13 protein-coding genes and 1 tRNA gene are annotated in these 13,231 nt (G+C 69.1%); 6 read left to right on the forward strand and 8 right to left on the reverse strand.

Annotated features, from left to right (window positions below; all coding sequences use genetic code 11):
• Positions 1 to 7: 7 nt before the first annotated feature.
• The 3 genes from otsB to ACIQLD_RS03495 all read right to left on the reverse strand — a co-directional run bounded on the left by otsB (position 8) and on the right by ACIQLD_RS03495 (position 3,608).
• Entirely contained in the window at positions 8 to 805 is a 798-nt protein-coding gene (gene otsB, locus ACIQLD_RS03485) for a trehalose-phosphatase (protein ID WP_402605022.1), read from the reverse strand.
• Between the two features lie 76 nt (positions 806 to 881).
• Complete coding sequence (locus ACIQLD_RS03490; protein ID WP_402605023.1) at positions 882 to 2,288, reverse strand: trehalose-6-phosphate synthase; 1,407 nt, start codon at positions 2,286 to 2,288, stop codon at positions 882 to 884.
• Between the two features lie 63 nt (positions 2,289 to 2,351).
• Complete coding sequence (locus ACIQLD_RS03495; protein ID WP_402605026.1) at positions 2,352 to 3,608, reverse strand: MFS transporter; 1,257 nt, start codon at positions 3,606 to 3,608, stop codon at positions 2,352 to 2,354.
• A gap of 211 nt (positions 3,609 to 3,819) precedes the next feature.
• Here ACIQLD_RS03495 and ACIQLD_RS03500 point away from each other — a divergent pair, with 211 nt between their 5' ends.
• Together ACIQLD_RS03500 and ACIQLD_RS03505 are read left to right on the forward strand one after the other, a co-directional pair.
• A complete protein-coding gene (locus ACIQLD_RS03500; RefSeq protein WP_402605030.1) occupies positions 3,820 to 5,040 on the forward strand; it encodes a PLP-dependent aminotransferase family protein in 1,221 nt (406 codons plus the stop codon).
• A 10-nt stretch (positions 5,041 to 5,050) separates the two neighbouring features.
• Positions 5,051 to 5,350 carry a hypothetical protein gene (locus tag ACIQLD_RS03505; protein WP_045265130.1) on the forward strand — a complete coding sequence of 100 codons (300 nt, stop codon included), beginning with the start codon at positions 5,051 to 5,053 and terminating at the stop codon, positions 5,348 to 5,350.
• A 24-nt stretch (positions 5,351 to 5,374) separates the two neighbouring features.
• On the opposite strand, the gene ACIQLD_RS03510 is transcribed toward ACIQLD_RS03505, so the two are convergent.
• The 3 genes from ACIQLD_RS03510 to ACIQLD_RS03520 are packed head-to-tail and all read right to left on the reverse strand — an operon-like array spanning position 5,375 to position 7,995.
• Complete coding sequence (locus ACIQLD_RS03510; protein WP_402605033.1) at positions 5,375 to 6,559, reverse strand: acetyl-CoA C-acetyltransferase; 1,185 nt, start codon at positions 6,557 to 6,559, stop codon at positions 5,375 to 5,377.
• The gene (locus ACIQLD_RS03515) at positions 6,552 to 7,220 is read right to left on the reverse strand and encodes a CoA transferase subunit B (protein WP_402605035.1); all 669 of its coding nucleotides are present in this window, start codon (positions 7,218 to 7,220) and stop codon (positions 6,552 to 6,554) included. The genes ACIQLD_RS03510 and ACIQLD_RS03515 overlap by 8 nt, the downstream gene beginning before the upstream one ends.
• Position 7,221: 1 nt before the next feature.
• A complete protein-coding gene (locus ACIQLD_RS03520; RefSeq protein WP_402605037.1) occupies positions 7,222 to 7,995 on the reverse strand; it encodes a CoA transferase subunit A in 774 nt (257 codons plus the stop codon).
• Positions 7,996 to 8,099: 104 nt separating this feature from the next.
• Here ACIQLD_RS03520 and ACIQLD_RS03525 point away from each other — a divergent pair, with 104 nt between their 5' ends.
• The 4 genes from ACIQLD_RS03525 (at position 8,100) to ACIQLD_RS03540 (ending at position 11,143) form a co-directional block, all read left to right on the forward strand.
• Positions 8,100 to 8,885, forward strand: coding sequence for an IclR family transcriptional regulator (locus ACIQLD_RS03525; protein WP_402605040.1), 786 nt, complete (start codon positions 8,100 to 8,102; stop codon positions 8,883 to 8,885).
• A gap of 35 nt (positions 8,886 to 8,920) precedes the next feature.
• Positions 8,921 to 9,358 carry a MarR family winged helix-turn-helix transcriptional regulator gene (locus ACIQLD_RS03530; RefSeq protein WP_402605042.1) on the forward strand — a complete coding sequence of 146 codons (438 nt, stop codon included), beginning with the start codon at positions 8,921 to 8,923 and terminating at the stop codon, positions 9,356 to 9,358.
• Entirely contained in the window at positions 9,355 to 10,584 is a 1,230-nt protein-coding gene (locus ACIQLD_RS03535) for an MFS transporter (protein ID WP_402605045.1), read from the forward strand. Before ACIQLD_RS03530 ends, ACIQLD_RS03535 begins: the two co-directional genes overlap by 4 nt.
• A gap of 76 nt (positions 10,585 to 10,660) precedes the next feature.
• On the forward strand, positions 10,661 to 11,143 hold the full coding sequence (locus ACIQLD_RS03540; RefSeq protein WP_402605048.1) for a YbaK/EbsC family protein: 483 nt from the start codon (positions 10,661 to 10,663) through the stop codon (positions 11,141 to 11,143).
• Between the two features lie 107 nt (positions 11,144 to 11,250).
• On the opposite strand, the gene ACIQLD_RS03545 is transcribed toward ACIQLD_RS03540, so the two are convergent.
• Positions 11,251 to 12,765, reverse strand: a complete 1,515-nt coding sequence (locus tag ACIQLD_RS03545) for an Ig-like domain-containing protein (protein ID WP_402605051.1) — start codon at positions 12,763 to 12,765, stop codon at positions 11,251 to 11,253.
• A 336-nt stretch (positions 12,766 to 13,101) separates the two neighbouring features.
• Positions 13,102 to 13,174: transfer RNA gene (locus ACIQLD_RS03550), tRNA-Lys, on the reverse strand.
• Positions 13,175 to 13,231: the final 57 nt, after the last annotated feature.

Genomic DNA, 13,231 nt, shown 5'->3' on the forward strand with positions numbered 1-13,231 from the left:
CGGAAGTCTATTGCCGTCGAGAGGTGCGTTCGTCCGCCAACGCCTCCAGAAGCTCGGCGATCTGTTGTGGAGTGTCCACACGCAGGGTCGCGACGCTCTCCCCCGGGCCCACGCGCACCCCGAGGTCACCCTCGCCGAGCACCCGCATCGCGTCCTCATCGGTCACATCGTCGCCGGCGAACAGGATCCCCGTGGCGTCGAAGCGGTCGCGGAGCGCGGCCATCGCAGCGTCCTTGCCTTCGGTGCGCGAAGAGAACTCGAGCACCCGGTGCCCGGAGCGCCGCCGCCAGTGCGGGAACCGCTCGGCGACGAGGGCGTCGATCTCGGCGAAGACGCGTTCCTCGGTCTCACGGTCCGCCCGACGGGTGTGCACGCCCATGCCGAACGTCTTGGGCTCGAATTCGGCACCCTCGTACCGCTCGATGATCGGCTTCGCCGCCGCCCAGAGCTCTTCACGAGCCCCCTCCTCCGTCGCCTCGCCGGGAGCATCCACGTCGCCCTCGCCCGGGAACCAGTACTGGGCGCCGTGCGAGCCCGCCAGCGCGATCGCGGAGTCGTCGGTGTGCTCGGTGATCACCCGGAGGTCGTGCATGCTGCGACCCGAGACGTAGGCGACGACCGTGTCCGGCAGAGACGCGAGGCGTTCGACCTGGGCGGCGACCTCGGGAAGCGCCCGCGCCGCCATCGGGTCGGCGACCAGCGGAGAGGCCGTGCCGTCGAAGTCGAGGGCGACCACCAATCGCGGTGTGGCGGCCAGGGCCTTCAGGGCGTCGTCAGCGGTTCCGGGGGTCCAGGGACGCGTCACGGATTCTCCAATCACAGGGGTGGTTCTCGGTGGCCCGTGCGGGAGGTCGCACGGTCGGTATCGCGGGCGTGGGTCTTCAGCGTCCTCGGACCTCGGAGAGCGCCGTCAGGAAAGACGACGACCAGGCGTTCACATCGTTGTCCAACACCCGGCGACGAAGCGACCGCATGCGACGGCCCTGCTCGGCGGGCGGCATCTCGACGGCGGTCATGATCGCATCCTTGAGCCCCTCGATGTCGTGGGGGTTGACCCGGACGGCCTGCCGCAACTCGTCCGCAGCACCGGTGAACTCGCTGAGCACCAGCACGCCGCGGTCGTCGACCCGGGTCGCGACGTACTCCTTGGCGACGAGGTTCATTCCGTCACGCAGGGCGGTCACGAGCATCACGTCGGCGGCCAGATACAGCGCGACCATCTCCTCGCGCGGGTATCCCTGGTGGAGGTAGCGGATCGCGGAATGGCCCATGGTGTCGGTGTCGCCATTGATGCGGCTGACAGCGAGCTCGATCTCGTCGCGCAGATGGACGTATGCGTCCACGCGCTCACGACTGGGGCTGGCGACCTGCACGAGCGTCACGTCCTCGACCTTGAGCCGGCCCTCGGCAAGCAGTTCGCCGTACGCCTTGATGCGGTGACGGATGCCCTTGGTGTAATCGAGCCGATCGACACCGAGCAGGATGCGCTTCGGGTTGCCGAGACTCGCGCGGATCTCCGCCGCCCTCGCGCGGACGTCCTCGCGAGCGGCCAGCTCGAGATACGGAGTGGTGTCGATCGAGATGGGGAACGCCCGCGCCATCGCGGTCCGCGTGCCCTCCCCCTCGGGGACGGAGACATGCGGCCCCTTGACCTCGTACCGCAGGCGTCGCCGCACGGCGGTCAGGAAGTAGGTGGCGTCCTGCGCACGTTGGAAGCCGATGACGTCGGCGCCGAGCAGACCGCGCAGCACCTGGTCACGCCAGGGAAGCTGCGCGTAGAGCCCATGCGCGGGGAACGGGATGTGATGGAAGTAGCCGATCGTGACATCCGGGCGCAGCTCGCGCACCATCTGCGGCACGAGCTGCAGCTGGTAGTCGTGCACCCAGACGGTGCCCTCCGGCGCCGCCGCCGCAGCCGCCGCTTCGGCGAACCGTCGATTCACGGTGACGTAGGCGTCCCACCACTCCCGGTGATACTGCGGGGGCGCGATCACGTCGTGGTACAGCGGCCAGATCGTGTCGTTCGCGAACCCCTCGTAGTACTCCGCGACCTCCTGGGCGCTCAGCGCGACCGGGATCAGATCGATCCCATCGGCCTCGAACGGCTCCAGCTCGACGTCGGCCTGGCCGGGCCAGCCCACCCAGGCGCCATGGACGCTGCGCATCATCGGCTCGAGCGCCGCGACGAGACCGCCCGGAGATGTGCGCCACGTCTCCTCGCCGTCGGGCCCCACCACGCGATCCACGGGCAGGCGGTTGGCGACGACGACGAAATCTGCTGCGGCCACGAGGGCTCCTCCCGGGGGTTTCCTCCAGGCTATCGAGGAACCACGATTTCCGCGGATCGTGCGTCAGGCCTTGACGAGAGCCTCGCGACGCCTCTCACTGCTGAGAAGCCAGTTGGCCACGCCCGCGGCGAAGGCGATGAACGCGGCGATCATCGGCAGGAGCAGTGCCGCGGGGGTGCCGACGTTCTCGGCGATCTCGCCGGCGACGGCTGCGCCGATCGACTGCCCGACCACGACGCCGGATCCCAGCATCGTCATGACGGTGGCCGATCGCCCGCGCGGACTGCGGGCGGCGCCGAAGCTGTATTGCGTGACCAGGGTGGGCCCGATGCCGATGCCCATGATCGCGAGCGCCACCATCATCGCGCCGGGCGTGTCGACGAACCCCAGCAACAGGGTTCCCGCCAGCAGGATGCCGGAGAAGACGAGCCAACGCGCACGCATCGAGAACGCGGCGGGCAGCCAGGCGACACCGAGCGCGAGGATCGCAGAGCCCACGCCCATGACGCCGTAGAGGAGGCCGGCCTGCTCCGGAGCACCGCGGTCGGCCATGAACGACGTCAGCGAGGTGAGCATCGTTCCGAAGAAGATCCCGACTCCGAGGATGCCGAGGACCACGATCAGCAGCTGGGGGCGGAAAAGCTCCGAGACGGCTGACGGTGCCTTGCCGTCGGCATCGCGGTCCTGGGATACGTGTCGACCGCTGGGGTGCAGGGCGAACGCGCCGACGAAGACCACCGTCAGCACGGCAGCGCCGACCAGCGGTGCCCACGGCGCGATGGCCGACGCGAGGATGCCGACGAGGAAGGGGCCGAAGACGAACACGGTCTCATCGGCGGCCGACTCATAGGCCATCGTGCCCGACACGGTCTTGGCGCGGCGCCCCTCGGCCATCCGCTCACTGATGATCGTGACCAGTCGCGATCGTGAGAGCGGTGCGACCTGCGGGGCGGTGGCACCGATGCCCACCGCGGCGAGCAGCACGAATCCGTCTGCCGCGGTCCCGTAGACCACGAAGGTGAACAGCAGGAGCATGGCCCCGTTCGCCAGGGCGAGCACCATCAGCACCACGCGCTGGCCGAAGCGGTCTGCGGCGGCACCCAGCAGAGGCCCGAAGCAGGCGGTGCCGAGGCCGACAGCCGCGGAGGTGAGCCCGCCCAGCGACAGGGAACCACGAGCGGAGACGACGACGGTCAGGACGCCGACGACCATCATCGCGAACGGCAACCGCGCGATGAAGGCGATCAGGAAGTAGGGAAGGCCGGCGAGTCGGAGAAGGCTCGGCTCGGCGAGTTGCTGCGATGCTGTTGCGCGTGTCATGGCTCTCGCGCGTCGAAGACGCGATGTCGGGTGCCGCCGCTGTCCGTCGGGATGCCGACGGCCGGTAGATACACGGTTGTGCGGCCGCGGGCGAGCCGCGACCAGGCCATGATAGCGGGTGGAACCGTGGAACGGCAGGGAAACAACCCCTTCCAGACGGGTCTAGTCTGGGCGACACCCGCCGAACGACACGCTCCCGAGGAGACTCCCGTTGTCCACCGTCCCGCCCCCCGCAGGCCTGCAGGCCGCCGCGCCGATCCTCTCCCTCCCGTCGCGCTCGAAGCGTGCCGGAAGCGCCAAGACCTCACCGGTCCGCGACCTGCTCGCCCTCACCGCGCGTCCCGAGGTCATCTCGTTCGCCGGCGGCCTCCCCGCCCCCGAGCTCTTCGACGTCGAGGGCATCCGCGCCGCGTTCGATGCCGTGCTCGACTCCCCCGACGTGCTGCAGTACTCCACCTCGGAGGGAGACCCGCAGCTCCGCGACGAGGTCGCCAGACGCTACTCGACCGACGGCCTGCTCACCGCGGCATCCGACCTGATCGTCACGACGGGGTCCCAGCAGGGACTGGGGCTGATCTCGACGACGCTTCTCGACCCCGGCGACACGATCCTGGTCGAAGAGCCCTGCTACCTCGCGGCACTCCAGACGTTCGCGCTGGCCGGTGCCCGCGTGATCGGCGTCCCCTACGCCGGCGACGACCTCGATCTCGACGCGCTGGACAGACTCGCTGCAGAGCACGACCCGAAGTTCTTCTACACCGTTCCCACCTTCCAGAATCCGACCGGACGCACGCACGGCATCGACGCTCGTCGTGAGATGGCCGCGATCGCGCAGCGCCGGGGTTTCCGGATCGTCGAGGACGAGCCGTACCGCCAGCTGCGGTACTCGGGGGACGCCCTCCCCTCGCTCGCCGAGTTCGCCCCCGATCATGTGATCAGCCTCGGCAGCTTCTCCAAAGTGATCGCTCCCGGGCTGCGCATCGGCTGGATCCGCACCACGGCGGACATCCGCTCCTCGGTCACGATCGCCAAGCAGGCCGCCGACCTCCACACCTCCACGATCGACCAGGCAGCGGCGGCCCACTACCTCGCTTCGGGTCGCGGCGAGCCCGCACTCGCGCGCATCCGCGAAGCGTATGCCGCCCGTCGCGACGCGATGCTGGAGATGCTCCCCTCCGCGCTCCCGGACGGCAGCACCTGGAACCGACCGGACGGCGGCATGTTCGTCTGGGTTCGACTCCCCGAGGGACGGGACGCGGCATCGGCGCTTCCCGCAGCGCTCGCCCACGACGTCGCCTTCGTCCCCGGCACCTCGTTCTTCTCCGGTCCTCCCGACGAACGCACCCTCCGGCTGTCCTTCACCACCTACTCCCCTGCCAGGATCAGGGAGGGCTTGTCAAGGCTCGGTGCGACCTGGGGTGCGGGAAGGTAGCGTGGGGGGCATGCGCTACCTCTTCAGCACCGGACTTGTCGCTGCGATCTCCGCCGGGGTCTCTCTGCTGCGCGGCACCCGCGAGCAGCCGATCACCTGGCGCGCCGTCCTGTCGTGGGTGAGCTGGGGAATCACGATGGCTCTCGCCGTCGGCGCCGTGATCGACATGAACCGCGAGCGCCGCGGCGTGCTGGTCGATGCCGACTCACCCCAGTCGGTCAAGAAGGCGAAGAAGGCGCAGCGTCTGCAGTTCCGGTCGCAGAAGGCTCTCGCCGACACACAGGACCACGCGAAGGACGCGCGTCCCTGACCGCGTCCCCTCCCGCGACGCGCGTCACCGGGTCAGGATGAGAGCCTCTCCCTGACCACCGCCGCCGCAGAGGCCGACGGCGGCCGTGCCGCCTCCGCGACGCGCGAGCTCATGCGCGACGTGCACGACGAGCCGGTTCCCCGATGCGCCGATCGGATGGCCGATGGCGATTCCGCCGCCGTGGATGTTCACGATGCCCTCGTCGAGACCGAGTTCGACCTGCGAACGGGCGACGACGGCGCCGAAGGCCTCGTTGATCTCGACCAGGTCGAGATCCGAGGGCGCGATGCCCTGTTTCTCACAGGCTCGTTCGATGGCACGAGCCGGCTGCGCCTGCAACGAGTTGTCCGGACCTGCCGTCTGACCACTCGCCCCGACGGTGACGAGCACGGCCCACCCCCTGGCATCCGCAGTCCTGCGCGTCGTCACCACCACAGCCGAGGCGCCGTCGGAGATCGGTGACGAGTTCCCGGCCGTGATCGACCCCCCCTCGGCGAACGCCGCTCGCAGCCCTGCGAGAGTCTCGACGGTGGTGTCGGGACGCACACCCTCGTCCTTCGTCACGCGCACCGGCTCTCCCCGACGCTGCGGCACGTCGACGGCGACGATCTCCTCGTCGAAGAGGCCCGCCTCCTGCGCGGCCGTGGCACGCTGATGCGACAGCGCGGCGACGCGGTCCTGCGCCTCCCGGGTGAGGCCGAATCGCGCATTGTGCCGCTCGGTGGATGCGCCCATGCTCTCCCTGTCGTACGCGTCGGTGAGACCGTCGTACGCCATGTGGTCGAGAACCTCGACGCTGCCGTACGCCCAGCCGTCGCGCGATCCCATGAGCAGGTGCGGCGCGCGCGTCATCGACTCCATACCGGCGGCGACGACCACGTCGGCGTCCCCGGTGCGGATCATCCGCGCCGCGTCGATGATCGCGGTCAGGCCGGACAGGCACACCTTGTTCACCGAGTGCGCAGGGACGTCCCACCCGATCCCTGCGCCGATCGCCGCCTGACGCGCCGCGTTCTGCCCCGATCCGGCGGCGAGCACCTGGCCGACGATGACCGCGTCGACATCGGCAGGATCGATCGAGCCCTGCTCGAGCGCGCCGCGGATGGCGATCGAGCCGAGCTGGGGCGCCGTGAATGCAGCGAGCTGTCCCTTGAGGCGCCCCTGGGGCGTGCGCGCGGCGGCGACGATGACGACGTCGTTCTCAGTCATGGTCTGTGGTCCTTCCGGTGAGAAGCGTGCGGGATACGGCGAGCGGTGGTTCTGTGGCGGAGATGACCTCGTCGACGGTGACGCCCGGCGCGGTCTCGACGAGCACCAGGCCCTCGGGAGTCACATCGATCACGGCGAGGTCGGTGATGATCCGATCGACCACGCCCCGACCGGTCAACGGCAGCGAGCATTCGTCGACGATCTTCGCCGAACCATCCTTGGCCATGTGTTCCATGAGCACGATGACACGTCCGGCTCCGTGGACCAGGTCCATGGCGCCGCCGGGCCCCTTGACCATCTTGCCCGGGATCATCCAGTTCGCGAGGTCACCCCTCGCGGAGACCTGCATCGCACCGAGGATCGCGGCGTCGATCTTGCCGCCGCGAATCATGCCGAAGCTGGTCGCCGAGTCGAAGAACGCCGCTCCCGGGAGGGTCGTGACCGTCTCTTTGCCCGCGTTGATGAGGTCGGGATCGACGGCGTCCTCCCGGGGATAGGGGCCGACCCCCAGGATGCCGTTCTCCGACTGCAGGACGACCGTCACCCCCGGCGGCACGTGATTGGGCACCAGGGTGGGCAGGCCGATGCCGAGGTTCACGTAGGCGCCGTCCTCCAGCTCGGCGGCGGCGCGGGCGGCCATCTGCTCGCGGGCGAGTGCCATCTCAGGCTCCTTCCGCGGCGACGGTGCGCCGCTCGATGCGCTTGGGGATGTCGGTGCCCGCCTCGACGATCCGGTGCACGAAGACGCCGGGAAGGTGGATGCTGTCGGGGTCGAGCTCGCCCGGCTCGACCAGCTGCTCGACCTGGGCGATGCAGATACGACCGGCCATGGCGGCGAGCGGATTGAAGTTGCGCGCCGCCTTGTTGAACACGAGGTTGCCGTGGCGGTCGCCGCGTGCCGCGTGCACGAGGGAGAAGTCGGTGGTGATCGCCTCTTCCAGGACGAACTCCTTCGGCTCCCCGTTCACCTCGAAGACGCGCACATCCTTCACCGGGGAGGCGACAGCGATGGTCCCGTCGGGGTTGTACCTTCGGGGCAGTCCGCCCTCGGCCACCTGCGTGCCGACACCCGTCTGGGTGTAGAACGCGGCGATCCCCGAGCCGCCGGCCCTGAGCTTCTCGGCCAGGGTTCCCTGCGGGGTGAGTTCGAGTTCGAGCTCGCCGCTCAGGAACTGACGCTCGAACTCCTTGTTCTCCCCCACGTACGACGAGGTCATCTTGCGGATGCGCTGGGCGGCGAGCAGTACGCCGAGTCCCCAGTCGTCCACTCCGCAGTTGTTGCTCACCACGCTGAGTCCCTTGGTGCCTTGGGCGAGGAGAGCCTCGATCAGGGCGATCGGGTTCCCGGACAGGCCGAAACCGCCGACGGCCAGCGACGCTCCGTCCTCGATGTCGGAGACGGCCGCCTCGGCGGACTCCCACTGCTTGTCGATCACGTCGGCTCCTTCGATTCCGTGCTCTCCCCAGCATCCGCCGGAGACAGGTCCGTGGGGAAGCAGGATCTTGCGATGTGGCCGAACCCGGAGGTAGCGTCCACATTATGGAACCTGCTTCTTCGGTACCCGGCACCCAGGCGATCGCGCGGGCCGCGCGCCTGCTGCGCCTGGTGACCGCGGCCGGCTCGGACGGAGCCTCTTTGCAGGAGCTCGCCGTCGCCGCTGAGCTCTCGCGCTCCACAGCCCACCGTCTTCTGAGCGCCCTCAAGTCGGAAGGCCTCGTCGACCGCGACGGCGCGAGCACGCGATGGATGCCCGGGCCGGAGCTGTTCCTCATGGGATCCGTGGCGGCGGCGCGCTACGACGTGACCACGCTCGCCCGCGATATCGTCCGCTCCCTCGCGGTCAAGACCGAGGAGAGCGCGTTCCTCTCCGTGCGGCGGGCGGACGAGACGGTGTGCCTGCTCCGCGAGGAGGGGTCGTTCCCGATCCGCTCCTTCGTGCTCAGCGAAGGGGTCCGCTTCCCTCTCGGCGTCGCCAGCGCCGGACTCGCCATCCTGGCGTTCCTCCCCGACCACGATGTGGATGCCTATCTCGACCGCCACCCCGAGCTGGCGGGAGCGTGGGGACGCGCGCACGGTCGGCTCCCCCTCCGAGCACGCCTCGCCGAGACCAAGGAACGGGGCTATGCGGTCAACCCCGGCCTGATCGTCGAGGGCAGCTGGGGGCTGGGCGCCGCGGTCTTCGATCGCGCCGGACGTCCGGAGTGGGCATTGAGTCTGACCGGCGTCGAGTTCCGCTTCGGCCCGGACCGGATGGCCGAACTCGGTCGCACGCTCCTCGCGCACGCGCACCAGCTCTCCGCGAGGATCGCCAGCACCAGGCGGTGACGAATATTCATACCAACAGGTATATACTCATTGGTATGAATCGCGTGGATGTCATCCCCTCCCTGGTGCTGTCGGGGTACGCGCTCGGCCGCATCGCCGCTCAGGACGCCGGAAACGACGCACCTGCGGCGCAGTGGCGAGTGTTGAGCCTCCTCGAACAGGCAGGCGCGAGAAGGGTGGGTGAACTCGCCGCGGCCGCCCGCACCACCCAGCCCGGCATGACCCGTCTCCTCGGCGGCCTGGAGCGGGAAGGACTCGTGCTCCGCTCCCCCGACCCCGATGACTCACGCGCGACCGTCGTCGACATCACCGCCCAGGGCACCGACGCGCTCGCCGCCTGGCGCGCCGAGTTCCGCGACACGCTCGCTCCGCGCTTCGCCGCACTGAGCGAGGAGGAATGGACGGCCCTCACCCGCGCGGCGGAGATCCTCGCCGCGCACACCGCCACTGATCGAACAGGAGAATCTCGGTGAACACCCCCGCCACCCCCTCGGTGTGGAAGCAGCCGGCCCAGGTATGGGCCGTCGCATTCGCGTGCGTCGTCGCCTTCATGGGCATCGGGCTCGTCGACCCGATCCTGCCCGCGATCGCCGAATCGCTCCAGGCTTCCCCTGTCGAGACCGAGCTGCTGTTCACCAGCTATCTCCTCGTGACCGGACTCGCGATGCTCGTGACCAGTTGGATCTCGAGCCGCATCGGCGCGAAGGCCACCCTGCTCATCGGTCTGGCCCTGATCGTCGTCTTCGCCCTGCTGTGCGCCCTGAGCGGCAGTGTCGACGCCGTCATCGGTTTCCGTGCAGGCTGGGGCCTCGGCAACGCCCTGTTCATCTCGACGGCGCTCGCCACGATCGTCGGCGCCTCGTCGGGCGGCAGCAGCGCGGCCATCGTGCTGTACGAGGCAGCGCTCGGCCTCGGCATCGCCGTGGGACCTCTCCTGGGCGGACTCCTCGGGGAGCAGAGCTGGCGCGGTCCGTTCTTCGGTGTCGTCGTGCTGATGGCCATCGCGTTCGTCGCCGTTCTCGTGCTGCTGCGCGGCCCCGGGGAGAAGCGGGTTCCGGTGAAGTTCTCCGCACCGTTCACCGCACTGCGGCGTCCCGCCCTCGCGGTCCTGGCGATCACGGCTCTGTTCTACAACATCGGCTTCTTCGTCCTGCTGGCCTTCTCACCGTTCCCGCTCGGCTTCGGCGCGATGGGCATCGGTTTCACGTTCTTCGGATGGGGCGTCGCTCTCGCCGTCACCAGTGTCTGGGTCGCGCCGATCCTGATGCGCCGGATGCCCCGCACCCGCATCATCCTGGTCGTGCTCCCCCTGCTGGCGATCGACCTCGTCGCCGCCGGTCTCCTGGTCGCGAACGCCGCCGCGCTCGTCGCCTGCATCGTCGTGGGCGGGCTCCTCCTCGGTGTCATGAACACCGTGCTCACGGAAGCCGTGATGGAGGCGACCGACCTCCCCCGTTCCGTCGCGTCCTCGGCGTACTCCGCCGTACGATTCCTCGGCGGTGCGATGGCTCCCCCGATCGCGGCGCTGCTGTGGCACGCCTTCAATGCGACGGTTCCGTACCTGTTCGCCGCCGCCTCGGTGCTGCTGGCGGCACTGACGGTGTTCCTGGGACGCCGAGTGCTTGCGCACATCGACGACGAGCCCGCGGATGCGACGACGGAGGACGCCGCGGCCATCCTCGTGGGCGACGCCGCCTGAACCGGACCCCCGACGCCGGAGTGGCCAGCGCAGCCCGCTCCGGCGTCGCGGCATGCGCCTTGGATATCGTGGGGCGATGAGCGAAACGCCCTCCCTCCCCGAACGCAGCCGCCTCGTGCACCAGCACCTCGTGGAGGCCGGCGTCGACACCTCGATCCGTGTGCTTCCGGACTCGGCGCGGACAGCGGCTGAGGCCGCAGCGACGATCGGTTGCGACGTGGCGGCGATCGCCAACAGTCTGGTGTTCCTCGCCGATGGCGACCCCGTACTGGTGATGACCAGCGGAGGTCATCGCGTAGAGCTCGCCACGCTGGGGGCGAGCATCGGCGCGGAAGACGTGTCCATGGCCCCGGCGTCCGTCGTCCGCTCGGCAACAGGGCAGGCGATCGGCGGCGTCGCCCCTGTCGGGCACCCCGCCCCGCTTCGTACCTTCATCGACGAAGCTCTGCAGGACCATGAAGAGCTCTGGGCGGCCGCGGGCCATCCGCACACCGTCATGCCGTTGACGTTCGAGCAGCTCCGCCGCATCACCGGCGCCACGGTGATCACCGTCGTCTGACTCGACCAGAGAGTGATCTCACGGGCACAGCGGATCACGCCGACCCACGCAGACGAGGCCGGTGCCGCGGAGCAGAAAGCTCCGCGGCACCGGCCTTGTTCGGTGGTTCAGTCCTGCACCATGCGCGAGCGGGCGCGGACCGCTCCGAGCAGGGTCAGCGCGATGCCGAGCAGCAGAGCAGCGCCGCCGCCCCAGAGCATCGCGACGGGGACGTCGCCCCCGGTTGTGGCCAGCGACGATCCGCCCGTGAGCGGGAGCTCGGTGGGCGGAGTGACCGCGGTGGGCGGTGTCGCCGGCGGTGTCGCCGGCGGAATCACGGGCGGCGTCTTCGTTGCGGTGTTGGTGAGCGTGACCGCGAGTGTCACACCAGAACCGACGGTGAACTGCGCTCCGCCGTCGGCCGTGGCGCTCACACCGGCTCCCGAGAACACGGGCACTCCCCAGTCGATGCCGTCGACCGCCGGCGGGGTGAGCTCCCCCACCGTGACCACGGTCCCCGTGGGGAGCTGGATGAGCGGCGCGGTCGCCCCCGCTGTGACGGTGACGGTACGCTCGACGACCGGGTCGCCATAGCTGTAGCGCACAGTGTAGACGGCATCAGCCGGCACCTCCGACGAACCGGAGCCGCTCACGACCTTGGTCACGGTGAACGCGCCGTTGGCATCGCCGTCGCCGCTTCCGCCACCGGTGACCGACCACACCTCCCTGTCCTGGAGCTTGATCCCGTTGACGTCGGCGGTGTTGGCGTAGGTGGCGCCGTCGACCTGCGAGCTCGGTACCGTGAAGTACCTGACGAAGTACATCCGCGTCGGATCGATCGGACCGGGGATCACCAGGTGGAAGGCCGTTCCATCGTCATTCCATGAGCCGGTCCAGTTCGTGATCGTCTGCGGATCCTGGTCCTGCATCGTCGTGCTCCACACCTCGAGCTGCTGATCCTCGTTGTGGTGTTCGGCGAATCCGTCCCCTGCTCCCGTGAGCGTGTCGTCGACGACGATCGACTCCGCGCCGGCGAAGCTCGCACCGGGCAGAACGAGCTCCCACGCGATCCTTCCGTCGTCCGTCTGCCACGACCACTTCTGCGGTTCGGTGGGCAGAGGCGCCGACGGGCCGATGCCTCCCCCCGGAATCTCGACAGGCGTGATGGTGCCGTCGACCGTGAACTCCACCGTGCTCTCGGTCGTCTGCTCATCGGCAGAGGCGACGAACCACAGGGACCCGGCCACCCCGGTGCGCCCGTTCACGTAGTCGGTGAGGGTGCAGGTGACCACCGGTGCGGCGTCACTGCTCACTGTGCACTCGGCGATCATCGTGGTCGGATCCTCCGCAGAGGGCACCGAGAACGACGTCCCCGCCCGGCCGAACTCCTTCGGGAGCGTGAACCCGAAGGTCTGACCGCCGACCGCGCCGTCCGGCACCGACCAATCGGCGTCGACGCGCACCTGGTCCCACTGCGAGACCGCTTCGCCGCCACCGACCGTGGTCACGGTGATCGATGAAGGATCGATTGCTGCGGGATAGTCGTACTCCGCAGCAGACGCGGCGCCCGCACCCGCGAGCGTGATCACGGCGGTCAGTGCTGCGGCTGCAGCGGCGATGATCGCGGTTGTCTTTCGGCGCACGCCGGCGCCGCCATTTCTCTCGTACAAGATCTTCCCCAGTTCTTGATGGAGCCCATCCCGTCGGCGCTGCTGCAACGCAGCGAGGCATCCGAGGGCGTCAGGCATGTGTCCCCATATGAGAGACGGCGGCGGGCTCGATCTATTACGCGATACCGCGGAATCCGTCGCGCTCGGCCCTCGGACGCACAATGACATCGCTGTCGTCGTACGGGAGGAGAAGGCGAAAGCACCAGCGAGGCATGCGAGCAGAGGAAGTCCGACGATCGCGCCCCCGCTCGGCCCGGAAAGCAGAAAAGCCCTGTTGACACTGGCGAGAGTGTCTACAGGGCTGTTCCGTGCACCCCCTCGGACTTGAACCGAGAACCCACTGATTAAGAGTCAGTTGCTCTGCCGATTGAGCTAGAGGTGCGTGGCCCGGGATAACCCCGACCGAGGAATTACATTACCAGCCGACCGGTCCCATGTG

This window comes from Microbacterium sp. NPDC091662, from assembly GCF_044756705.1.
Classification (GTDB): domain Bacteria; phylum Actinomycetota; class Actinomycetes; order Actinomycetales; family Microbacteriaceae; genus Microbacterium.

Excerpts from the sequence above, each read along its gene's own strand:
- ACIQLD_RS03525 (WP_402605040.1), top strand. The coding sequence starts at position 8,100 with ATGGAACCTGCTTCTTCGGTACCCGGCACCCAGGCGATCGCGCGGGCC.
- ACIQLD_RS03495 (WP_402605026.1), bottom strand. The coding sequence starts at position 3,608 with ATGACACGCGCAACAGCATCGCAGCAACTCGCCGAGCCGAGCCTTCTC.
- ACIQLD_RS03515 (WP_402605035.1), bottom strand. The coding sequence starts at position 7,220 with ATGGCACTCGCCCGCGAGCAGATGGCCGCCCGCGCCGCCGCCGAGCTG.
- ACIQLD_RS03510 (WP_402605033.1), bottom strand. The coding sequence starts at position 6,559 with ATGACTGAGAACGACGTCGTCATCGTCGCCGCCGCGCGCACGCCCCAG.
- ACIQLD_RS03530 (WP_402605042.1), top strand. The coding sequence starts at position 8,921 with ATGAATCGCGTGGATGTCATCCCCTCCCTGGTGCTGTCGGGGTACGCG.
- ACIQLD_RS03505 (WP_045265130.1), top strand. The coding sequence starts at position 5,051 with ATGCGCTACCTCTTCAGCACCGGACTTGTCGCTGCGATCTCCGCCGGG.
- ACIQLD_RS03540 (WP_402605048.1), top strand. The coding sequence starts at position 10,661 with ATGAGCGAAACGCCCTCCCTCCCCGAACGCAGCCGCCTCGTGCACCAG.